Origin of the sequence: Streptomyces mauvecolor, assembly GCF_039532965.1 — a bacterium.
Classification (GTDB): domain Bacteria; phylum Actinomycetota; class Actinomycetes; order Streptomycetales; family Streptomycetaceae; genus Streptomyces; species Streptomyces violascens.
Genome location: NZ_BAAASQ010000028.1, coordinates 40,436 through 61,492, shown reverse-complemented (window position 1 = coordinate 61,492; position 21,057 = coordinate 40,436). Strand labels below are relative to the sequence as shown.

Genomic DNA, 21,057 nt, shown 5'->3' with positions numbered 1-21,057 from the left:
TGTATGCGGAGCGGCGGGGCGTTCACAGCAGGTTCCTGAGCGCGCGGTCGCGGACCATCAGGGCGGCTCGCTTGTCGGGCAGGTCGACCTCCGCGTGGAAGCGGAAGCCGGCGCTGAGGAACGCGGAGACGGACGGGGTGTTGCGCAGATCGGGTTCGGCGATCACACGCGGGCAGTGCGGACGGTTGTCGATGACCAGGTCCGCGACGGCCCTGAGCAGAGTGGTCCCGACGCCCCGGCCTCGGTCGGCGACGCCGCCGATGAGCAGATGGAGACCGGTGTCGTGCGGGCGGGCCGGATAGTGGCGGGCCAGCGGGTCCAGGTCGGCGCGGTAGATCTCCCAGTAGCTCATGGGCGTTCCGCCGAGGACGCCCACACAGGGCACGCTGCGGCCGTCGCCGTCGAGCTGGTTGCGCAGATGGTCGGCGGTGACGGACGCGGGTCCCTCCAGGTCCCAGAAGGCCGCCACGGCGGGGTCGTTCATCCACTGGGCGAGGAGGGCGAGGTCGCGTTCGAGACGTACGGGTACGAGCTGGAACACGCCGAGGGAGGTCGTGACCGGCGCCCAGTCGCCGGGGGAATCGAGCAGGTCCTCGACGACGGGGTAAGCCGACCGGGCAGCGCTGCCTGACGGCGGTAGCAGGTCGCTGCCGGGCCACTGCCGGGCCACGTCGCCGGTGAGAGGTTCCGCCCTCCCGATCCCCGGGTCCCAGGGGGCGGAAGCGATGCCCGGCCCGCGGAGCCCGGCCCCGACGGGCCCACCGGCCCCGGGCCGCTCCGCGCCCGGACCGTCCGGCCGGGCAGCGCTGTCGCCGAACAGGGCGGTCAGTTCGCCGGGCAGCTCCAGGTCCAGGGTGTCGTCGGCCGCCGCTCCCGGGTGGGGGGCCGGGTCGGCGTCGGCGTCGGTGCTCGCATCGGTGGGAGGCACGGCGACGTTCCTCTCGCAGTTCGTACGGGTCAAGTGCCGTTGGTGTGAAGGGGGTTGGTGATGGTGACGTAGACGGACTGGGTGTCGACCGGGCCCACGAGTTCGTCGAGGCCGTGCAGCCGGGTCAGCAGGTTGGCCTTGCAGCGCAGCGTCGCGCTGTCCAGCAACTGGGCGGGCAGGGGCGAGCCGAGGCCGGTGGCCTTGGTGAGGAACTGGCGCAGGGCGGCGAGCAGGACGCGTTCGTCGGCGAGGTGCTGGGCGCCGAAGGCTCCGATGAGGCCGAGGACGTTGTTGATGCCGAGGTAGTAGGCGAAGCGCTCGTCGGTCACGGCGTCGGGGACGAAGGTGTCGCTGGTGGCGCCGATGCCGGGCAGCCGCCGCTCCAGGGCGGCGCGGTGCGACTCGCGGAAGTAGTAGCCCTGGTTGTCGCGGTAACGGCCGCCCACGGGCCAGCCGTCGGGGTCGAGCAGGACCAGCGTGTTCTGCTGGTGGGCCTCCAGGGCGATGCCTGCCGTGCCGTCCAGCCAGAGCAGCGGGCGTACGACCTGGTCGAGGTAGCGCAGGAACCACTCGGCACAGACGGCCGCGGTGGGCCTGCCGGTGCGGGCGGCGAGCCGGCCCACCAGGGCGGCGAGGCGCGAGTGCATCCCGGCACGGCCCGGCATGGGGCGCGGGGCGGTGAGTGCGGCGATGCAGACGGCATCGTCGCCGGGCGCGAACGGGTTGTGGCGGACCATGACGTCGAGGCCCGGCAGGGGTTCGCCGTCCGGGGTGTCGACGGCGAGCCAGGCGGGGTCGCGGACGATGTCGAAGCAGGGGTGGGCGGACTGCCACTCCTCGCCGAGACCCGCCCGCAGCAGGCGGTGGACCTCCACGCCCCGGTGGAGTTCCTTGCGGAGGTTCTCACGGCGGGAGTTGGTGATGCGTACGCCGAGCGACAGCTTGAGCATGGCGTCGGCGCCGGGGCGGTGGACGGTGCGGACGGAGGACGTGGGGTGCCAGTCGCCGCCGTGCGGGCCGAGGTCGTGCAGGAGCCCGGCATCGAGCAGCGCGGCGACGGCCGGGCGCTGGGCGACGTCGCGGGCCTGCCAGGGGTGCAGGGGCAACGGCACGGTGCCGGGCGGGAGTTGGAGGCCGCCCGCGATCCGGTGCGCCAGCTGGGCGGCGTCGATGGTGCGGCCGCCCTCGGTCCAGGCCGAGTCGGCGGCGAGGACGGAGGGGTCGACGGCCATCCAGTGCAGAGGAAAGGAGCCGTACAGCTCGGGTGAGTAGCGGCGTACTTCCGTCTCGGAGAGGCCCTCGCGGCTCTTCGGGGTGGGGTGCAGCGGATGGCCCAGGAGGAGGGACTGTTCGGCGGTGAGGAAGAGATCGGCCGTGTCGCGGGGGCCGGGGCTGGTGCGTCGGTCGGCGATGAAGTCCGCGGTGCGGCGCACGGAGTCGGCGACGCGGCCCACCAGGTCGGCGCCTTCGCTCCGGCCCGCCTCGCGGCCGAGCAGGGCGGCGACCGTGACGGCGTCGGCGGGCGGGGCGCCGGCGGAGCCGCCTTCCAGGGTGGGCCTGGCGAACCGGTGCCAGCCGGTGGCCGACCAGTACGGCACGGGCACGAGCAGGGCGGTGCCGCTGGCCGGGAGCGGGATGCGCAGGACCGGACCGTCGGGCGCGGCCAGGTCGTTCTCCCGTACCCAGCAGCGCAGCAGGTTCTCGACAGCGGCCGCCTCGGCGGCGGCCTCGGGGTCGACGGCGTCGAGCGGGTCCGGATCGTTGCGGGCGGTCAGTCGTTCGCCGTGGATCCCGGCCTTCTGGCGCGGCACCGTCGTCGGCTCGGCCACCAGCGGGCCGCGGTGGGCGGTGACAGGGCCGTCGGCCTCAGGCGCATCAGGTGCGGGAGTGGGATTCACGGAGGTCTTCCTTGGGAGCTCGTGGGGTGGTCCGGGATCAGTGGGACGGTCCGGTCTCGGCCCGGTGGTGCACGCCTGCCCCCGGGTCGGTGCGCGGGTGCGGGGAGCGTGCGGCGGCTGCCAGTGCGTCGGCGAGCCGGTCGAGGACGGCGACGGCCTGTTCGTCGGTGAGGGTGAGCGGGGGCAGCAGCCGTACGACGCCGGAGTGGCGGCCGCCGAGCTCGACGATGAGCCCGCGCCGCAGGCACTCCTGCTGCACGGCGGCGGCCAGGGCGGGCGCGGGCGGCGGCGGGTTGCCGGAGCTGAGGTCCTCGCGCTCCGGGTCGACGAGCTCGACGCCGATCATCAGGCCCCGGCCGCGTACGTCGCCGATGCAGGGGTGGTCGGCGGCGAGGCCCTGCAACTGGCCGAGCATGCGGGCGCCGAGGACGGCCGCGCGGTCGGCGAGTCGGTTCTCGCGGACGTACGCGAGGGTGGCCGCACCGGCCGCCATGGCGAGCTGGTTGCCGCGGAACGTACCGGCGTGCGCGCCCGGCTCCCACGCGTCGAGGCCGTCCCGGTACACGATCACGGCGAGCGGCAGCGAGCCGCCGATGGCCTTGGAGAGCACCATCACGTCGGGCACCACCCCGCTGTGCTCGACGGCCCAGAACGTGCCGGTGCGGCCGACGCCCGTCTGCACCTCGTCGGCGATCAGCGGGATGGAGCGGCTCGCGGTGATCTCGCGCATCCGGCGCATCCAGGCGTCGGGCGCCGGGATCACGCCGCCCTCTCCCTGCACCGGTTCGAGGATCATCCCTGCCGGGGCGGGGATGCCGCCCTTGGGATCGTCGAGGAGGTTCTCCGTCCAGCGGGCGGCGGTCTCGGCCCCGCGTTCGCCGCCGATTCCGTACGGGCAGCGGTAGTTCTGCGGGTAGGGCAGGCGGGTCACCCCGGCGTCCCGGGCGCCGCCGGAGACGGCGAGGGCGCCTGCGGTCATGCCGTGGTAGGCGCCGGTGAAGGCGAGCATTCCGGTGCGTCCGGTGGCGGTGCGCACCAGCTTCAGGGCCGCCTCGACCGCGTCCGTGCCGGCCGGTCCGCAGAACTGGATCCGTCCGTGCTCGGCGAGTTGGCGCGGCAGGGTGGCGAACAGCTCGGTGGTGAAGGCGTCCTTGACCGGCGTCGCGAGGTCCAGGATGTGCAGCGGCGCCCCCGAGTCGAGGACCTTGCGGATCGCTTCGAGCACGACGGGGTGGTTGTGCCCGAGCGCCAGTGTGCCCGCCCCCGAGAGGCAGTCCAGATAGCGCCGCCCGTCCGCGCCCTCGATCGTCAGGCCGCGCGCCCGCACGGGCACGATGGGCAGCGAGCGGGCGTAGGTGCGGGCCGCCGACTCCCTCAGGGACTGTCGTCGCAGGATGCCCTCATGAGTGCTGAGCAGCGCCGTAGGAGCTGGTTCGGTCACGGCCACGACTGCTGGTCCTCCCGCTGTGACGGTTCCGTATCGCGTCCGTTGCGCGGCGCGTACTCCCACGCTGAACGCTGTCCTGATGTCCCCCGTACGTACCAACGACGCCGGCACCGCGGGAGCACGGCCTGACCGGAACTTCCTTGCCTCCAGGCAAGGTTCGCCTTACCGGCGTGGCCGTACGGTCCTGGCGGACGGGAACCGCGGCCCTGCCGCGTACCGTCCCCCTCGGCACCGGCATAGTGGGGGCCGCACTCGGGCACCGGCTCGCGGTGCTGCTGTTCACGCGTTTGTTCACGAGTTCAGAAGACGAAGAAGACGAAGACGCTTTGATGACGAAGTTCCAGGGGGAATCCGACATGCGACCCATACGCCCGTCCAGCGCCGAGCGCACGGGGAGGAGGGCTCGTCGCGGGGTCTCCCCCGTACTGGCCGCGCTCGGCCTCACGGCCGCTCTGGCGCTGACCGCCACCGCCTGCGGCCCCGGCGATTCCAGCGCCGACAGCAAGCCGACGGCATCGGCCACAGGCGACGCCGACAAGCTCCAGATCCCGGACGACGTCAAGAACCAGCTCAAGAAGCACGGCATCGACCTGGACAAGTGGAAGAACGGCGAGTGGAGGAACTGGGACAAGGCCACGTGGCTGCGTGAGGCCAAGGACTACGTCAACCCGATCATCCAGGACCTGTGGGACCCGGACCGGATGCGCAAGGCGGACAAGCCCCCGGAGAAGGCCGTCCCCAATGACATCTCGGGCGACAAGGGCGTCACGGACCCGACGCCGGCGCCCGTGAAGGCCGCCGCGGTGAAGGCTCCGTACCACCAGAGCCTGCCGGAGCTGGGCAAGCTGTTCTTCGACAGCCCCGAGGGTTCGATGGTGTGCTCCGCGACCGTGGTGAAGGACCCGGCGCACCCCGGCAAGTCCAACATGGTGTGGACCGCGGGCCACTGCGTGCACGCGGGCGCCAAGGGCGGCTGGTACCGCAACATCGCCTTCGTCCCCTCGTACAACAACTCCAACCTGCCGACGGCCCAGCTGCAGAAGGCCACCAAGGCGCAGATCGCTCCGTACGGCGTCTACTGGGCCGACTGGGCGCAGACGTCGCAGCAGTGGATCGAGGGCGGCGGCCCGACCGGTGGCACCGGCGCCCCGTACGACTTCGCGGTGCTGCATGTGACGCCGGAGAAGGGCTCGAACGGCAAGTCCCTGGAGGAGACCGTCGGCGGCGCGCTTCCGGTGGACTTCGACGCACCGGCCGTGCCGAAGATCAGCGCCATGACGGCCAACGGCTACCCGGCCGCGCCTCCTTACGACGGCCAGAAGCTGTACCAGTGCAAGGACAAGCCGGGCCGGCTGTCTCTTGAGGCGAACCTGCCGACGATGTACCGCATCGGCTGCACCATGACCGGCGGCTCCTCCGGCGGCGGCTGGATCGCCACGGGCTCGGACGGCAAGCCGTCGCTCATCTCCAACACCTCCATCGGCCCGGTCACGGCGGGCTGGCTGGCCGGGCCCCGGCTCGGCAAGGAGGCCAAGGGTGTCTACGACTCGGTGAGCACCAAGTACGCGGGCCGGTAAGCGCTTTGCGGGGGTCCTGTGAACGCCGGGGCCCCCGTTCGTACCCCCCGTGCCCAGCAGGCATAGTAGGGGGCTGCACGGTGGGCGGAGGTGCACAGGTCCGCCCACCGGAATGACAAGTACATGGCAATACCTGCTCTCGAACGGGCAGGCTCATCAGGGGGAATCGTTTTCATGCGATCCATACGTCCGTTGCTGGCCGCTTCCGGCCTCGCCGCGGCTCTCGCACTGACCGCCACCGCGTGCGGCCCGGGCGGCAGTGACGCGGACAGCAAGCCGTCGGCCTCCGGCTCCGCCCAGGCCAAGGGCGACTCCGCCGGTCCCGCCGACCTGGCCGACACCCTCAAGAAGCACGGGGTCGACCTCGACAAGTGGAAGAACGGCGGCTGGAAGAACTGGGACAAGGACAAGTGGCTCCGTGACGCCAAGGACTTCGTCAACCCGGTGATCGACGGCTTGTGGAAGCCGGACCGGATGAAGTCCGCCAAGGACCCGCAGAAGACCATGGCGGCCGGTGACGTCAACGGCGGTACGGGCATCTCGGACCCGGAGCCCGCGCCGGTCAAGGCCGTCCAGGAGAAGCTGCCTTACCACAACTTCGCCGCGCCGGTCGGCAAGGTGTTCTTCGACTCCCCCGAGGGCCCCATGGTCTGCTCGGGCACCGTCGTGAAGGACCCGGCCCACCCCGGCAGGTCCAACATGGTGTGGACCGCGGGACACTGCGTCCACCAGGGCGGCTCCGGCGGCTGGTACCGCAACATCGCCTTCGTCCCCTCGTACAACGACAAGGGCAAGTCGGAGGCGGCGCTGAACAACGCGCAGCCTCAGGAGATCGCGCCCTACGGCGTGTACTGGGCCGACTGGGTCTCGACCTCCGGCGAGTGGATCAAGGACGGCGGCCCGACCGGCGGCACCGGCGCCCCGTACGACTACGCGGTGCTTCATGTGAAGCCGGAGAAGGGCAGCAAGTCCCTCGAGGAGACGGTCGGCAACGCGCTGACGGTCAACTTCTCCGCCCCGCAGGCCAAGTCCGTCGCCACGATGGGTGCCTGGGGCTACCCGGCGGCGCCGCCGTACGACGGTCTGCAGATGTTCAAGTGCCTCGACCGTCCCGGCCAGCTCTCGATCAGCCCCGGCACGCCCCCGATGTACCGCATCGGCTGCACCATGACGGGCGGCTCCTCCGGCGGCGGCTGGTTCATGAACGGCCCCGACGGCAAGGCTCAGCTGGTCTCCAACACCTCGATCGGCCCGGTCACTTCGGGCTGGCTGGCCGGCCCGCAGCTCGGCGCCGGCGCGAAGGCCCTCTTCGACTCGATGAGCGCGAAGTACGGCGGCCAGTGACCCCGGAACACCGCGGCGCCTGAGCACCGGATACGACGTGAGACCCGTCCCCTCCTTCGAGGGGGCGGGCCTCACGTCTTTCAGTCTCGTGAACTACCGCCTGCCGAGCGGCAGTTCGCGGTCCGTACGCTCAGTGCGCGGCCGGCACATACGGAGCCAGCTCGGCTGCGAGCACCTCGTGCACCCGGGCCTTGAGCACGGTGCCCTCCGCGACGTGCTCCTCGGAGATCACCTCGCCCTCGGCGTGCGCCCGGGCGACCAGCTGGCCGTGCGTGTAGGGCACCAGCGCCTCGATCTCGATCGAGGGGCGCGGCAGTTCGGTGTCGATGAGCGCGAGCAGCTCCTCAATGCCTTCGCCGGTGCGGGCCGAGACCGCGATGGAGTGCCGCTCGATCCGCAGCAGCCGCTGCAGCACGAGCGGGTCCGCCGCGTCCGCCTTGTTGATCACCACGATCTCGGGCACGTCGACCGCGCCCACCTCGCGGATGACCTCGCGCACGGCGGCAAGCTGCTCCTCCGGCGCGGGGTGCGACCCGTCCACCACGTGCAGGATGAGATCGGAGTCGCCGACCTCCTCCATGGTGGAGCGGAACGCCTCGACGAGGTGGTGCGGCAGATGCCGGACGAACCCGACGGTGTCGGCCAGCGTGTACAACCGCCCGGTGGGTGTCTCGGCCCGGCGCACGGTCGGGTCGAGGGTGGCGAACAGCGAGTTCTCCACCAGCACGCCCGCGCCCGTGAGGCGGTTGAGCAGCGAGGACTTTCCGGCGTTGGTGTAACCCGCGATGGCGACCGAAGGCACCTTGTTGCGGCGCCGCTCCTGGCGCTTGATCTCGCGGCCGGTCTTCATCTCCGCGATCTCACGGCGCATCTTCGCCATCTTCTCGCGGATCCGCCGCCGGTCCGTCTCGATCTTGGTCTCACCGGGACCACGGGTGGCCATGCCGCCGCCACCGCTGGACCCGCCGCCGCCCATCTGACGCGACAGCGACTGACCCCAGCCGCGCAGGCGCGGCAGCATGTACTGCATCTGCGCCAGCGAGACCTGGGCCTTGCCCTCACGGGACTTGGCGTGCTGGGCGAAGATGTCGAGAATCAGCGCGGTCCGGTCGACCACCTTGACCTTGACGACGTCTTCGAGGTGGATCAGCTGGCCCGGGCTGAGCTCACCGTCGCAGACCACCGTGTCCGCGCCGGTCTCCAGGACGATGTCCCGCAGCTCCTGCGCCTTGCCGGAGCCGATGTAGGTGGCCGGGTCGGGCTTGTCACGGCGCTGGTAGACGCCGTCGAGCACCAGGGCGCCCGCCGTCTCGGCGAGGGCCGCGAGCTCCGCGAGCGAGTTCTCCGCGTCCTGCAGCGTCCCCGTGGTCCATACGCCGACCAGCACCACGCGCTCCAGGCGCAGCTGCCGGTACTCGACCTCGGTGACGTCCTCGAGCTCGGTGGAGAGGCCCGCCACGCGCCGCAGCGCGGCACGCTCGGAGCGGTCCAGCTGGTCGCCGTCCCGCGCTCCGTCGATCTCGTGGCTCCAGGCGACGTCCTCTTCCATCAGGGCATCGGCCCGAAGGCTCTCGGTGCGGTGCGTGTCCGCGAAGCTCTGCTCGTCCTGGGAAGGGGATGAAGAGGAGGTCATTGGATCCTTTACGTCGTTGGAATTCCGGACCGGACTCCCCGAGGGAATTCCGGCTGTGTCGGTCACAACGCGTAATGGGTCCGAATGATTCCCGCACGGAATCCGGCCCTGGCAGCGCCGCCGACGTGAACGATGGTCGCACGGTGCCTCCAGGGCCGTCACCCCGGTTTTCCGGCCCTGGGCCTGCCCCGGCCGGCCTGGGCCCCGGTGGCCGGTCAGGCGTGCTTCGTCGGTTTCTGGGTGTGCCAGTCCGGGTGGCCGGGCATCGGCGGCGTCTTCTCCCCGTACAGCCACGCGTTGAAGAAGCCGGACAGGTCACGCCCCGCGATCCGGGAGGCCAGGGCGGAGAAGTCGGCGGTCGTGGCGGTGGAGTCCCGGTGGTCCCGCACCCAGCGTCGCTCCAGGCGGTCGAAGGCCCGCGGACCGATCTCCTCGCGGAGGGCGTACAGGACGAGGGCGCTGCCGTCGTAGACGATCGGCCGGAAGATCCCGATCTTCTGCCCGGGGGCGGAGGCCCTGGGTGCGGCGGGCGGCCCGCCGGCGGCGCGCCAGCCGTCGGACAGCGCGTAGGCGGCCTTCATCCGCTGCTCCATGGACCGCTTCTTGCCCACTTCGTCGGCGTACCTCGCCTCGTACCACGTGGCGTGCCCCTCGTTCAGCCAGAGGTCCGCCCAGCCTCGGGGCGAGACGCTGTCGCCGAACCAGTGGTGCGCCAGCTCGTGCACCATGACCGAGTCCACGTACCAGTCGGTGAACTCCGGCCGCACGAACAACGACCGCTCGAACAGGGTCAGGGTCTGCGTCTCCAGCTCGAAACCGGTGTCGGCGCTGGCGATCAGCACTCCGTACGTCTCGAACGGGTACCGCCCGACCTGCCGCTCCATCCACGCGATGTGCCCGGGCGTCCTCTTCAGCCAGGGCTCCAGCGCGGCCTTGTCGGCGGCCGGGACCACGTCGCGGATGGGGAGCCCGTGCGGCCCCTCCCGGTGCAGCACCGCTGAGTGCCCGATGGACACCTGGGCCAGCTCGGTCGCCATGGGGTGCCTGCTGCGGTAGGTGGAGACGATGCTGGCGCCGCGGCGCTCCCGCTCGGTCGGCAGCCCGTTGGCGACCACCGTCACATCTGCCGGGGCGGCCACGTGGAAGGTGAAGAACGCCTTGTCGGAGGGGTGGTCGTTGCAGGGGAACACGCGGTGGGCGGCATCGGCCTGGTTGGCCATCACCAGGCCGTCGGTGGTACGCACCCAGCCGCCGTCGAGCGCCGCCTTCGGGTCGCTGGTGTGCCGCACGGTGATCCGCACGGGCTCGCCGGCGTGGACAGGGCTCTGCGGAGTGACCACCAGGTCCTCGTCGGCGGTGGCGAACTCCGCCGGCTGCCCGTTGACCTCGACCGTGTGCACCGTGCCCCGGGCGAAGTCGAGATTGATCCGGTCCAGATTGTCGGTGGCCGTGGCATCGATGGTGGTGACGGCCTCCATCGGCTTGCTGTTATCACCCAGATAGGTGAACCCGATGTCGTACGAGAGCACGTCGTACCCGGGGTTTCCCAGATGCGGGAACAGGGGATCCCCGATCCCCAGCGGCACCGGGGCGGGCAGGGCCGCGGCGACCACGGATGCCGCGGCCGCGGCAAGCAGCACGGCACGCAGTCGGCGGGAACGGGGGCGGCGGGGGGTGAGCGGCATGCCCTACGGCTACCAGCGTGATCGGCTCCGGGTCAGCCGACTCGCATGAGGGCCACTCGAACGAGGGTGTGTTGCTCACCCCGCGGCGGCCGGATGCTGCGCCCGGCTCACGTCGTACACCCCCGCGACGTCGCGCATGGCCCGCATCAGGGCGGGCAGCCCTGCGGCGTCCGGGAGTTGGAGCGTGTAGGTGTGGCGGACCCGCTGTTCGCTGGGGGGTTCCACCGTGGCCGAGACGATGGCCGCGTCGGCAGTGGCGATGGCTTCCGTGAGGTCGGCGAGCAGCCGGGGCCGGCCGAAGGCCTCGGCGACCAGGGTGACCCTGCACTCCGCGGCGTCCCCCCAGCGCACCTCCACCGGTGCGCGCCCCACGGCCTTCATCCGGGCGACGGCCGGACACTCCTGACGGTGCACGGTCACCGCCGCCCCGCGTACCGAGAACCCGGTGACCACATCGGGCGGCACGGGGGTGCAGCAGCCGGCGAGACGTACCGTCACATCGGGCAGGTCGGTCACCGCGTTGGCGGCAGCCCGCCGGTCGGCCGGGACGTTGACCTGCGGCCGGGGCGCCGCGGCCGGCACCTTGACGCCCTCCGGGTTGACCGCCAGCCAGCCGCTGATCGCGATCCGCGCGGCCGGGGTCCTGGCGTGGTCGAGCCAGTCGGAGGCGGGGCCGGAGGTGGCGTCCTGGGCCAGCAGGGGCTGCACGGTGTCGCCGTCGTTCAGGACCGTACTGAGCGTCGCCAGGCGGCCGTTGACGCGTGCGCCGATGCAGCTGTGGGCGTCGTCGCCGTACTGCGCGTACGCGGCGTCCACGCAGCTCGCGCCGGCCGGCAGGACCAGGGTGTGGCCGTCGGCGCAGAAGACCGTGATCTCGCTGTCCCCTGCCAGTTCCTCGCGCAGGGAGGACCAGAAGGTGTCGGGGTCGGGGGCGTTCTGCTGCCAGTCGAGGAGCCGGGAGAGCCAGCCGGGCCTGGTGGGGTCCTCGCGTTCGTCGCCCGCCTGCTGCGCACCGTCGCCGGGGCCGCCCGCATAGGGGTTGCCGAGGGCCACGACGCCGGCCTCGGCGACCTTGTGCATCTGGTGCGTACGGATGAGAACTTCGGCGACCTCGCCGCCCGGGCCGACGACCGCCGTGTGCAGCGACTGGTACAGGTTGAACTTGGGCGAGGCGATGAAGTCCTTGAACTCGGAGACGACCGGCGTGAAACAGGTGTGCAGTTCACCCAGGACCGCGTAGCAGTCGGCGTCCTCGGCGACCAGCACGAGCAGCCGGCCGAAGTCGCTTCCGCGCAGTTCGCCGCGCTTGAGCTGCACCCGGTGCACGGAGACGAAGTGGCGCGGCCGGATGAGGACTTCGGCGCTGATCCCGGCCTCGCGCAGCACCCCGCGCACGCCGTCGGCGATGCCGGTGAGCGGGTCGACGGTGCCGGAGTTGGCCGCGATGAGGATCCGGGTGCGCTCGTACTCCTCGGGGTGCAGGATCGCGAAGACCAGGTCCTCCAGTTCGGACTTGAGGGCCTGCACACCGAGGCGTTCGGCCAGCGGGATCAGAACGTCCCTGGTGACCTTGGCGATCCGGGCCTGTTTCTCGGGCCGCATCACGCCGAGGGTGCGCATGTTGTGCAGCCGGTCGGCGAGTTTGATCGACATCACGCGTACGTCGTCGCCGGTGGCGACCAGCATCTTGCGGAAGGTCTCCGGTTCGGCCGCGGCTCCGTAGTCGACCTTTTCCAGTTTGGTGACGCCGTCCACCAGATAGGTGACTTCCTCGCCGAATTCCGCTCGCACCTGATCGAGCGTCACTTCGGTGTCCTCGACGGTGTCGTGGAGGAGGGACGCGGTCAAGGTGGTGGTCTCGGCGCCCAGTTCGGCGAGGATCAGCGTCACGGCGAGCGGATGCGTGATGTAGGGCTCGCCACTCTTGCGGAACTGGCCGCGGTGGGACGTTTCGGCGAGGACGTACGCCCGGTGCAGCACGGCCAGATCGGCGTCGGGATGATGGGCCCGGTGCGCGTCGGCCACATGGCCGATGGCGTCGGGCAGCCGGTCCCGGGAGACCGGACCGAGCAGTGCCGCGCGGCCGAGCCGACGGAGGTCGATCCGGGGGCGGCCGCGTCGGCGGCTCTGAGCACCAGGATTTGTGGCCTCTGCACTCATGGGGCACCTCCGGCAGCATCGACCGGTGGTGGAGGGACCGGCGTGCCCCTCCGGACCGGTGCTTGATGCTACCGACCCCACCACGTGGCGCAGTCCCGCTCTCGCTCAGCGTGAAACGGATCACCCATTCGAGCGAAGGTTCAGGACACAGCTGTTTCGAGCCCGGACCGGGCCGATCATGGTCGGCGAACTTCTCCGGAGAGTGGCTCAGACGGCCAGCAGCGAGGGGTCGATGACGCCCTCGGCGACGATCACGGCGGGCCCGGTCATCTCGATCTCACCGTCCGGGTGCTCGGTGATGACCAGGGTGCCGCCGGGAAGGTCGACGGTGTACGTCGCCGGGGTGCCGGTGACCGCCGGGTCCACCCCGTCCCTGCGTGCGGCGGCGACGGCGACCGCGCAGGCGCCGGTGCCGCAGGAGCGGGTCTCGCCCGCGCCCCGCTCGTGCACCCGCATCGCGACGTGCGCGGGGCCGCGGTCCACGACGAACTCGATGTTCACACCGTCCGGGTAGACCTCCGCCGGGCTGAACGGGGGCACCGAGCGCAGCTCTCCCGCGTGCTCCAGGTCGGCCACGAACGCGACCGCGTGCGGGTTGCCCATGTTCACGTTGCGCGCGGGCCAGCTGCGGCCGTCCACACTGACCGTGACTCCGGCCTCGGGGAGCAGGGCGCGCCCCATGGAGACGGTGATCTCACCGCCCTTGGAGATGTGCACCTTCTTGATCCCGCCGCGGGTGGCGACGGCCAGGTCGCCCTCCTCGACGAGCCCCGCGCGCTCCAGGTAGCCGGCGAAGACGCGCACTCCGTTGCCGCACATCTCGGCGATCGAGCCGTCGCCGTTGCGGTAGTCCATGAACCATTCGGCCTCGCCGGCCATGGCCTTCGCCTCGGGGTGGGCCGCGCTGCGCACCACGTGGAGCAGGCCGTCGCCGCCGATTCCGGCCCGGCGGTCGCAGAGCCTGGCGACGGCGGACGCGGGCAGGTCGAGGGCGTTGTCCGGGTCGGGGACGATCACGAAGTCGTTCTCGGTCCCGTGGCCCTTGAGGAAGGCGATCGGCGAAGTGTTCACGCGCCAATCGTACGGGGACGCACCGACAGCGGGCCGGGACGGTGGTCCTGAACTGCGGTTCCTGATCCGGGACGGGCTCAGCGGAGCCGGGCCACGCGCCAGACCGCGAGCGCGACGAGCAGACCGGCGACACCCACGTACAGGGCGAGGACCCGCCAGTCCGGGCGCTCCCTGGAGCCCCGGGTGGGCAGCCCCGGCCAGGTGTGGCCGACGCGGCGCGCGGCCATCATGCCCCAGCCCGCGGCACAGCAGCTGATGAGGAGTCCGAGCATGGCCACGACCGGGCCGCCGTCGCCGAACTCGAAGGCCAGGGGGAAGGCGAACATGAGCGAGCCGAGCGCCGCGAGCATCACGATGGGGGCGAGCTGCCAGATCCTCAACCGGCGCTGGGGGCGCAGTTCGACCTCGACCTCACCGCCGTCGGAGACCGCTCCCACGGAGCCGTCCTCCGGCCCGTCGGGGCTCAGCCCCGAGGCGCCGAGCACCGCGGAACCCAGCGCGGACGAAGTCGCTTCCGCGGCGCGCACGGTGTCGTCCGCGCCTTCGGCGGATTCCGCTTGCGCGCAGTTCGGTGCCGCTGAACCGTGGTCCGTCGAGCCCTGGCGCGCGGTGTCGTCCCGCGATCCTTGCTCTCTGTCTCGAGGGCCGGCCTCCATCGCCACGCGCCCTCCCAACTCGGACTCCACTGGTCGATCGACGATTGATGATGGCACGCGCAAGAGTGGCGCAATGACCGGCGGAGCGTCCCGATGCCATCACGTGATCAGGCTGTAACCGCTCGTTCGACCAACGCCAGCGCCTGGTGCGGGAGTTCCCCACGGTGATCCATGGCGCCGCTCAACCAGTGGACGCGCCGGTCGCGTCGAAACCAGGAGTCCTGGCGGCGTGCGAAGCGCTTGGTGGCGCGCACGGTCTCGGCGCGCGCCTCGTCCTCGGTGCACTCGCCGGCGAACGCCGCGAGAACCTGCTGGTAGCCGAGCGCCCGTGAGGCGGTGCGCCCCTCACGCAGTCCGCTTTCCTCCAGGGCGCGCACTTCGTCGATCAGCCCCGCCTCCCACATCCGGTCGACGCGCAGGGTGATCCGCTCGTCGAGCTCGGGGCGGCCGACGTCGACGCCGATCTGCACGGTGTCGTACACCGACTCATGGGTGGGGAGATTGGCCGTGAACGGCCGGCCGGTGATCTCGATCACTTCGAGGGCGCGGACGATCCGGCGGCCGTTGCTGGGCAGGATCACGCGGGCCGCCTCGGGGTCGGCGGCCGCGAGGCGGACGTGCAGGGCGCCGGGGCCCTGCGCCTCCAGCTCGCTCTCCAGGCGGGCCCGCACCTCGGGGTCGGTGCCCGGGAAGTCGAGCACGTCGATCGCTCCGCGCACATAGAGTCCGGATCCGCCGACGAGGACGGGGGTGCGCCCCTCGGCGAGCAGCCGGTCGATCTCGGCCCGGGCGAGCTTTTGGTACGTGGCGACGTTGGCCGGTTCCGTCACGTCCCAGATGTCCAGAAGGTGGTGCGGGATTCCGCCGCGCTCGTCGAGCGTCAGCTTGGCGGTACCGATGTCCATCCCCCGGTAGAGCTGCATGGAGTCGGCGTTGACGACCTCGCCGCCCAGTTGCTGGGCGAGGAAGACGCCCAGATCGGACTTTCCGGCCGCTGTCGGGCCGACGACGGCGATGACCCGCGGTGCGGGAGCTGCACTTCTCACGGTCACAGTCTCGCAAACCTCCTCGGCCCTCCTCGAACGAGCTACGTGACGGGGCGCGGCTGGGTTCGTTGCCTGTTGCGAGGTTCCGAGCGCCGGTTTGTTGACCGGTGCCGCCGGGCGACGCAATGAGGCGCTCCGCTTGGCGCGGGATTTCGCCCACACGAGTACGCTATGGAGTAGATATGGGCGTTTTTTCAAGGTTTCGCCGTAAGGCCGATGTGGCTGTCGCGGAGTCGACCGAGGAAGTGAAGGCCGCCACGCCGACGGCGGAGCCGGAGGCCGAGGGTGACACCGGTACCTCGGCGGACCGCCCGGCCGCCGAGGCTTCCGAGGTGTCCGAGGCCGCGGAGGAGACAGAGGCGGCGGAGTCCGCGGAGTCCGGTGCCGCGGAGGGGGTCGAGATCCCCAAGCAGCAGTCGGCTGAGGAAGCGGCGGACAGCGAGGCCGGCGAAAGCGCCCGCAAGTAGTCCCCGAGGGAAGGTGCCCCATGGGTTTCCTGGACACTTTGAAAGCCAAGCTGGCCCCGGCCAAGGACAAGGTCTCGGACCTCGCGCAGCAGCACGGGGACAAGATCGACCACGGCCTGGACAAGGCCGCCAAGCTGGTCGACGAAAAGACCAAGGGCAAGTACAGCGACAAGATCCAGTCGGGTACGGGAAAGGCCAAGGAAGCCCTGGACCGCATCTCCCACAAGGACGGTGGCGGCACGCCGCCCGCGTCCACTTCCTGAACCACGCGCGCCGGAGGGCCGTGGAGCAGCCCTTGGGTTCTAGGAGTCGTTGCAACACCCCAGTTCAAGGGGTGCGATGGATTTCGAGATCCGTAGGGTCCGGACGGCTCAGGGGCCTGTGAAGCTGAGCCGGGAGCGGGCGGCATACTCCCGGCTCATGCAGCAGGGCTTCAGCAACGCCGAGGCATGCCGGGTCGTCGGCGTCAGTGATCGCACGGGCCGAAAGTGGCTCAACGGCCGCAGCGCTTACGGACGGCAGAAGGCGGCACCACCGATACGTGCGGTGGGGCCGCCTTCCGGCACGTCCAGGTACCTGCGCGAGGACGAGCGGATCCACATCGCCGACCGGCTGCGGGAGAAGGCCACCGTGCGGGCGATCGCCGCCGAACCGGGCCGCAGCCCGTCCACGGTCAGCCGGGAGATCCGCCGCAACCACACCATGGGCCTCCGCGGCCGGTGGCACTACCGCCCGCACGCCGCCCAGGCCCGTGCCGATGCCCGCCGACCCCGCCCTAAGCCCCGCAAGATCGACGAGAACCCCGAGCTGCGGGAGGCTGTCCAGGCAATGCTGGACGAGAAGTGGAGCCCGGAGCAGATATGCCAGGCTCTGCGGCGGAGGTTCCCCGACCGGCCGGAGATGCACGTGGTCCACGAGACCGTCTACCAAGCGCTCTACGTCCAAGGGCGGGGACAGCTGCGACGTGAACTCGCCGGCGCCCTGCGCAGCGGCCGTGCCCGCCGCAGGCCCCAGCGGCAGGCCGGCTTCCGTCAGCCGCGCTTCACCACACCCATGGTGATGATCAGCGAACGGCCTGCCGAAGTCGGGGACCGGGCGGTGCCCGGCCACTGGGAGGGCGATCTGATCATCGGCAAGGACGGGAAGTCCGCGATCGGGACCCTGGTCGAACGTGCCACGCGCTACGTGATGCTCCTACACCTGCCGGGCGACCACGGAGCCCAGGCCGTCCTCGACGCACTGACAGCCACCGTCCAGACCCTGCCCGCGCACCTCACGCGGTCCCTGACCTGGGACCAGGGCAGCGAGATGGCCCGGCATGCCGAGTTCACCCTCGCCACCGACATCCCGGTCTACTTCTGCGACCCAGCCAGCCCCTGGCAGCGCGGCTCGAACGAGAACACAAACGGCCTGCTGCGACAGTACTTTCCCAAAGGCACCGACCTGTCGGCCCACACCCCAGAGCGCCTGACCGCCGTCGCCGAACAGCTCAACCGACGCCCACGCAAAACGCTCGGCTGGGAAACCCCAGCCGAGCGCCTGCACAAACTGCTCACGGCCTAGACAACCAACCACGTGTTGCAACGACCGCTAGAAACCGCCCACTGCTCCACGGCCCTCCGCCGTGCCTCTTCCGGACTCCGGGTTCTTTGAACTCCGGGTTTCAGGAGAGCTCCGTGTTCCAGGAGATCTCCGGGTTTCAGGAGATCTCCGGGTTTCAGGAGATCTCCAGGTTTCAGGACCAGACGCCGACGAAGTAGCCGACTCCGTAAGGCGCGTCCTCGTAGAGGAGCCGCCCGGCAAGACCGGCGTCGCTGCCCGCGCCGGCGAGCACCTGCCAGGGCGCGCGTCCGGCCACCTTCAGCTCGTACGCCAGCCGGTCGTCCAGGCCCATCAGGGTGGCCGTGTCGGCGGCGCCGAGGGCGGCGGACGCGACCTCGTCGAAGCTCGCGGCGCGCTCGTCCAGGTAGCCGGGCGCCTTGAGGGTGCGGCAGGCGCTGCCATCGCCCATGACGAGCAGGGCGACCCGGGCGGCCCTGGCGGCGAGGTCCTCTCCCGTGCCGACGCAGGCTCCCGGTTCCAGCTGCTCGGCGACGGCGAGCCCCTCGACGGGGACGTCCGCCCAGCCGGCCCGCTCCAGGAGCCAGGCGCCGACCGTGAGCGACAACGGGAGCTGCTGTCCCCCGGGTTCGCCCGGCCCGAGGCGAACGGAGACGTCCACGCCGTACCCGGCGAACGAGCCGGCCGCCCCCTGCCGGAAGGTGCCTCCGTGCTCCGCCGAACCGACGACGACCAGGAGGTCGGGCCGGGACGCGGCGAGCACGCCGACGGCGTCGGCGCAGGCGTCGCGGGCCGCGTCCAGTTCCGGCGCGGCGCCGGAGGCGACCTCGGGCACCAGGAGGGGCGGGCAGGGGCAGACAGCGGCGGCTACGAGCATGATCCGCAGCCTAGCCCCGTTCCGGAGGCCCGGCCCTGCCGCCCGGATCCGGGCGGCAGGGACCGTGCGGGCTCAGAGGACCGAGCAGCCGCCCGTGGGCTCCGGCAGCGGTGCCGGGGCGCCGATCGACGGCAGGCCGAGCATCACACCGGCCGGCTTCTCGGCGGGCGCCGCGTTGCGCTTCTCCCAGGCGTCGCCGGCGCGGGTGCGGCGCACCGAGGTCGTCGGGCCCTCGGCGAGCAGGTGGTGCGGGGCCGCGTAGGTGATCTCGACGGTCACCACGTCGCCCGGGCGCACGTCCTGGTCCGGCTTGGTGAAGTGGACCAGGCGGTTGTCGGGGGCGCGGCCGGACAGACGCTGGGTGGAGCCGTCCTTGCGGCCCTCGCCCTCGGCGACCATGACCTCCAGAACGCGGCCGACCTGCTTCTTGTTCTCCTCCCAGGAGATCTCCTCCTGGAGGGCGGACAGGCGCATGTAGCGGTCCTGGACGACATCCTTGGGGATCTGTCCGTCCATGGTCGCCGCCGGAGTTCCGGGGCGCTTGGAGTACTGGAAAGTGAACGCGTTCGCGAAGCGGGCCTCGCGGACCGTGTGCATGGTCTGCTCGAAGTCCTCCTCGGTCTCGCCGGGGAAGCCCACGATGATGTCGGTGGAGATGGCGGCGTGCGGAATGGCGGCGCGCACCTTCTCGATGATCCCGAGGAAACGCTCCTGCCGGTACGAGCGGCGCATCGCCTTGAGCACCGTGTCCGAGCCGGACTGCAGCGGCATGTGGAGCTGCGGCATCACGTTCGGGGTCTCGGCCATGGCGGCGATCACGTCGTCCGTGAAGTCACGCGGGTGTGGCGAGGTGAAGCGGACCCGCTCCAGGCCCTCGATGTTCCCGCAGGCCCGCAGCAGCTTGCTGAAGGCCTCGCGGTCGCCGATGTCCGAACCGTAGGCGTTGACGTTCTGCCCGAGCAGCGTGATCTCGGAGACGCCCTCGCCGACCAGCGCCTCGATCTCGGCCAGGATGTCGCCGGGGCGGCGGTCCTTCTCCTTGCCGCGCAGCGCCGGGACGATGCAGAAGGTGCACGTGTTGTTGCAGCCCACCGAGATGGACACCCAGGCCGCGTACGCGGACTCGCGGCGGGTCGGCAGCGTGGACGGGAACGCCTCCAGGGATTCGGCGATCTCGACCTGCGCCTCCTCCTGGATGCGGGCGCGCTCCAGGAGCACCGGCAGCTTGCCGATGTTGTGCGTCCCGAAGACGACATCGACCCAGGGGGCCCGCTGCACGATGGTGTCGCGGTCCTTCTGGGCGAGGCAGCCACCCACGGCGATCTGCATGCCGGGCCGCTTCGTCTTCATCGGGGCGAGCCTGCCGAGATTGCCGTACAGCTTGTTGTCGGCGTTCTCCCGCACCGCGCAGGTGTTGAAGACGACGACATCGGCATCACCGTCGGCGCCCTCGGGCGCGCGGACATAACCGGCCCCCTCAAGGAGGCCGGACAGCCGCTCGGAGTCGTGGACGTTCATCTGGCACCCGTAGGTGCGCACCTCGTAGGTCTTCGCACTCATCTCGTACACCAGGGTACGGGGCCCGCCACCCCCTGGTCCTCGCGGGCGATGAACTGGCAGGATCCAGCCATGCTCCCCGCTCTGTCCCGGCCCGGCCGACGCCGCGTCCTGCAAGGGTCCGCGGCCGCCGTCGTGGCCGTCGGGCTGCTCCTGTGGTGGCTGGTGCCGTTCGGCAGCCGGTCGCCCGCGGGAAACATCGACTTCAGTACGGGCGTACGCACCGGGGTCTACCAGCGTTACGGCGAGCTGCTCCAGCAGGCGCTGACCACTGATCTGCCGGACGTCCACGTCAATCTCCGCACGAGCCAGGGGTCGCAGCAGAACCTCCAGCGCCTGGCCGACGGCATCTCCGACTTCACCATCGCCACGGCGGACTCCGTCGACAAGTTCCGCAAGGACCACAGGCCCGGCGCGGACCGGCTGCGCGGGTGTGCGCGGCTGTACGACGACTACGTGCAGCTGGTGGTGCCCCAGGACTCGCCCGTGCGCTCGGTCGCGGATCTGCGCGGCAAGCGGGTCGCCGTCGGACAGGACGGTTCCGGGGTCCGGCTGCTCGCCGACCGGCTCCTGCCGGCTGCCGGGCTGAACCCGCAGAAGGACATCACGCCCATCCCCGCGGGCATCGACACCATGCCCGACCTGCTGCGGAACAAGCAGATCGACGCGTTCTTCTGGTCCGGGGGGCTGCCGACCAACGCCGTCCTCAAGCTGTCCGAGGCGTACCCGATCCGCCTGGTCCCGCTCGCCGACCTGGTGTCGGCCCTGCACAAGGCGGACGGCAGCACCGGCTACTACCGGGCGGCGACCATGCCGGCCGACGCCTACCCGAAGGCACAGCGGGGTGTTCCGGTGCCGACGATCGCCGTGGCGAACCTGCTGGTCACCACGGACCGCACGAACGCGGCACTGACCGAGGGCTTCACCCGCACGGTGATAAACAGCCGCGACCGCATCGGCCGTGAGGTCCACGCGGCGCAGCTGGTGGATCTTCGGACGGCGATCTATACGGATCCGCTGCCGTTGCACGACGGGGCGCGCGACTACTACCGGTCGGTCAAGCCCTGACGGCTGACAGCGGTCAGAATCCGACCGCTGAACTTTGAAAACCGAAAGCCGAAGGCCGAAGGCCGAAAGCCAGAAGCTGTCAG

17 protein-coding genes are annotated in these 21,057 nt (G+C 71.1%); 6 read left to right on the top strand and 11 right to left on the bottom strand.

Going from position 1 to position 21,057, the window contains the following annotated elements:
• Nucleotides 1-22 precede the first annotated feature (22 nt).
• From ABD346_RS31345 to ABD346_RS31335, 3 genes are read right to left on the bottom strand one after another with little or no spacing between them, the layout of a single operon-like run.
• Nucleotides 23-928: a GNAT family N-acetyltransferase gene (locus ABD346_RS31345; protein WP_344379455.1), complete on the bottom strand. Its 906-nt coding sequence runs from the start codon at nt 926-928 to the stop codon at nt 23-25.
• A 29-nt stretch (nt 929-957) separates the two neighbouring features.
• Nucleotides 958-2,826, bottom strand: a complete 1,869-nt coding sequence (locus ABD346_RS31340; protein ID WP_344379454.1) for an IucA/IucC family protein — start codon at nt 2,824-2,826, stop codon at nt 958-960.
• Nucleotides 2,827-2,863: 37 nt separating this feature from the next.
• Nucleotides 2,864-4,273, bottom strand: a complete 1,410-nt coding sequence (locus ABD346_RS31335) for a diaminobutyrate--2-oxoglutarate transaminase family protein (RefSeq protein ID WP_344379452.1) — start codon at nt 4,271-4,273, stop codon at nt 2,864-2,866.
• A gap of 356 nt (nt 4,274-4,629) precedes the next feature.
• Between ABD346_RS31335 and ABD346_RS31330 the strand changes: the two genes are divergently transcribed.
• Together ABD346_RS31330 and ABD346_RS31325 are read left to right on the top strand one after the other, a co-directional pair.
• Nucleotides 4,630-5,850 (top strand): trypsin-like serine peptidase, encoded by a 1,221-nt coding sequence (locus tag ABD346_RS31330; protein WP_344379450.1) that lies wholly within the window; start codon nt 4,630-4,632, stop codon nt 5,848-5,850.
• Nucleotides 5,851-6,024: 174 nt separating this feature from the next.
• Nucleotides 6,025-7,194 (top strand): trypsin-like serine peptidase, encoded by a 1,170-nt coding sequence (locus ABD346_RS31325; protein ID WP_344379449.1) that lies wholly within the window; start codon nt 6,025-6,027, stop codon nt 7,192-7,194.
• Nucleotides 7,195-7,324: 130 nt separating this feature from the next.
• Here ABD346_RS31325 and hflX read toward each other — a convergent pair whose 3' ends face one another.
• The 6 genes from hflX to miaA form a co-directional block, all read right to left on the bottom strand.
• The gene (gene hflX / locus ABD346_RS31320; RefSeq protein WP_344379448.1) at nt 7,325-8,827 is read right to left on the bottom strand and encodes a GTPase HflX; all 1,503 of its coding nucleotides are present in this window, start codon (nt 8,825-8,827) and stop codon (nt 7,325-7,327) included.
• 215 nt (nt 8,828-9,042) lie between these two features.
• Entirely contained in the window at nt 9,043-10,512 is a 1,470-nt protein-coding gene (locus ABD346_RS31315) for a M1 family metallopeptidase (RefSeq protein ID WP_344379447.1), read from the bottom strand.
• Nucleotides 10,513-10,587: 75 nt separating this feature from the next.
• Nucleotides 10,588-12,672: a RelA/SpoT family protein gene (locus ABD346_RS31310; RefSeq protein ID WP_344379446.1), complete on the bottom strand. Its 2,085-nt coding sequence runs from the start codon at nt 12,670-12,672 to the stop codon at nt 10,588-10,590.
• Nucleotides 12,673-12,879: 207 nt separating this feature from the next.
• A complete protein-coding gene (gene dapF / locus ABD346_RS31305) occupies nt 12,880-13,743 on the bottom strand; it encodes a diaminopimelate epimerase (protein WP_344379445.1) in 864 nt (287 codons plus the stop codon).
• Nucleotides 13,744-13,820: 77 nt separating this feature from the next.
• The gene (locus ABD346_RS31300; RefSeq protein WP_381229757.1) at nt 13,821-14,399 is read right to left on the bottom strand and encodes a hypothetical protein; all 579 of its coding nucleotides are present in this window, start codon (nt 14,397-14,399) and stop codon (nt 13,821-13,823) included.
• Between the two features lie 107 nt (nt 14,400-14,506).
• The gene (miaA, locus tag ABD346_RS31295; protein ID WP_344379443.1) at nt 14,507-15,445 is read right to left on the bottom strand and encodes a tRNA (adenosine(37)-N6)-dimethylallyltransferase MiaA; all 939 of its coding nucleotides are present in this window, start codon (nt 15,443-15,445) and stop codon (nt 14,507-14,509) included.
• Between the two features lie 182 nt (nt 15,446-15,627).
• Here miaA and ABD346_RS31290 point away from each other — a divergent pair, with 182 nt between their 5' ends.
• The 3 genes from ABD346_RS31290 (at nt 15,628) to ABD346_RS31280 (ending at nt 17,475) form a co-directional block, all read left to right on the top strand.
• The gene (locus ABD346_RS31290; RefSeq protein WP_344379441.1) at nt 15,628-15,912 is read left to right on the top strand and encodes a hypothetical protein; all 285 of its coding nucleotides are present in this window, start codon (nt 15,628-15,630) and stop codon (nt 15,910-15,912) included.
• 20 nt (nt 15,913-15,932) lie between these two features.
• Nucleotides 15,933-16,175 (top strand): antitoxin, encoded by a 243-nt coding sequence (locus ABD346_RS31285; RefSeq protein WP_189969398.1) that lies wholly within the window; start codon nt 15,933-15,935, stop codon nt 16,173-16,175.
• A 76-nt stretch (nt 16,176-16,251) separates the two neighbouring features.
• Entirely contained in the window at nt 16,252-17,475 is a 1,224-nt protein-coding gene (locus ABD346_RS31280; RefSeq protein WP_344379439.1) for an IS30 family transposase, read from the top strand.
• Nucleotides 17,476-17,647: 172 nt separating this feature from the next.
• On the opposite strand, the gene ABD346_RS31275 is transcribed toward ABD346_RS31280, so the two are convergent.
• Nucleotides 17,648-18,349: a class III extradiol dioxygenase subunit B-like domain-containing protein gene (locus ABD346_RS31275; RefSeq protein ID WP_344379438.1), complete on the bottom strand. Its 702-nt coding sequence runs from the start codon at nt 18,347-18,349 to the stop codon at nt 17,648-17,650.
• A gap of 72 nt (nt 18,350-18,421) precedes the next feature.
• Nucleotides 18,422-19,909, bottom strand: a complete 1,488-nt coding sequence (gene miaB, locus ABD346_RS31270; protein WP_344379437.1) for a tRNA (N6-isopentenyl adenosine(37)-C2)-methylthiotransferase MiaB — start codon at nt 19,907-19,909, stop codon at nt 18,422-18,424.
• 69 nt (nt 19,910-19,978) lie between these two features.
• Between miaB and ABD346_RS31265 the strand changes: the two genes are divergently transcribed.
• Nucleotides 19,979-20,974, top strand: coding sequence for a TAXI family TRAP transporter solute-binding subunit (locus ABD346_RS31265; RefSeq protein WP_344379436.1), 996 nt, complete (start codon nt 19,979-19,981; stop codon nt 20,972-20,974).
• The last annotated feature ends 83 nt before the right edge of the window (nt 20,975-21,057 follow it).

What these genes read in the sequence shown, in the direction of transcription:
- ABD346_RS31330 (WP_344379450.1), top strand. Translation starts at nt 4,630, where the DNA reads ATGCGACCCATACGCCCGTCCAGCGCCGAGCGCACGGGGAGGAGGGCT.
- ABD346_RS31325 (WP_344379449.1), top strand. Translation starts at nt 6,025, where the DNA reads ATGCGATCCATACGTCCGTTGCTGGCCGCTTCCGGCCTCGCCGCGGCT.
- hflX (WP_344379448.1), bottom strand. Translation starts at nt 8,827, where the DNA reads ATGACCTCCTCTTCATCCCCTTCCCAGGACGAGCAGAGCTTCGCGGAC.
- ABD346_RS31315 (WP_344379447.1), bottom strand. Translation starts at nt 10,512, where the DNA reads ATGCCGCTCACCCCCCGCCGCCCCCGTTCCCGCCGACTGCGTGCCGTG.
- ABD346_RS31310 (WP_344379446.1), bottom strand. Translation starts at nt 12,672, where the DNA reads ATGAGTGCAGAGGCCACAAATCCTGGTGCTCAGAGCCGCCGACGCGGC.
- ABD346_RS31300 (WP_381229757.1), bottom strand. Translation starts at nt 14,399, where the DNA reads ATGGAGGCCGGCCCTCGAGACAGAGAGCAAGGATCGCGGGACGACACC.
- ABD346_RS31290 (WP_344379441.1), top strand. Translation starts at nt 15,628, where the DNA reads ATGGGCGTTTTTTCAAGGTTTCGCCGTAAGGCCGATGTGGCTGTCGCG.
- ABD346_RS31285 (WP_189969398.1), top strand. Translation starts at nt 15,933, where the DNA reads ATGGGTTTCCTGGACACTTTGAAAGCCAAGCTGGCCCCGGCCAAGGAC.
- ABD346_RS31280 (WP_344379439.1), top strand. Translation starts at nt 16,252, where the DNA reads ATGGATTTCGAGATCCGTAGGGTCCGGACGGCTCAGGGGCCTGTGAAG.
- ABD346_RS31275 (WP_344379438.1), bottom strand. Translation starts at nt 18,349, where the DNA reads ATGCTCGTAGCCGCCGCTGTCTGCCCCTGCCCGCCCCTCCTGGTGCCC.
- miaB (WP_344379437.1), bottom strand. Translation starts at nt 19,909, where the DNA reads ATGAGTGCGAAGACCTACGAGGTGCGCACCTACGGGTGCCAGATGAAC.
- ABD346_RS31265 (WP_344379436.1), top strand. Translation starts at nt 19,979, where the DNA reads ATGCTCCCCGCTCTGTCCCGGCCCGGCCGACGCCGCGTCCTGCAAGGG.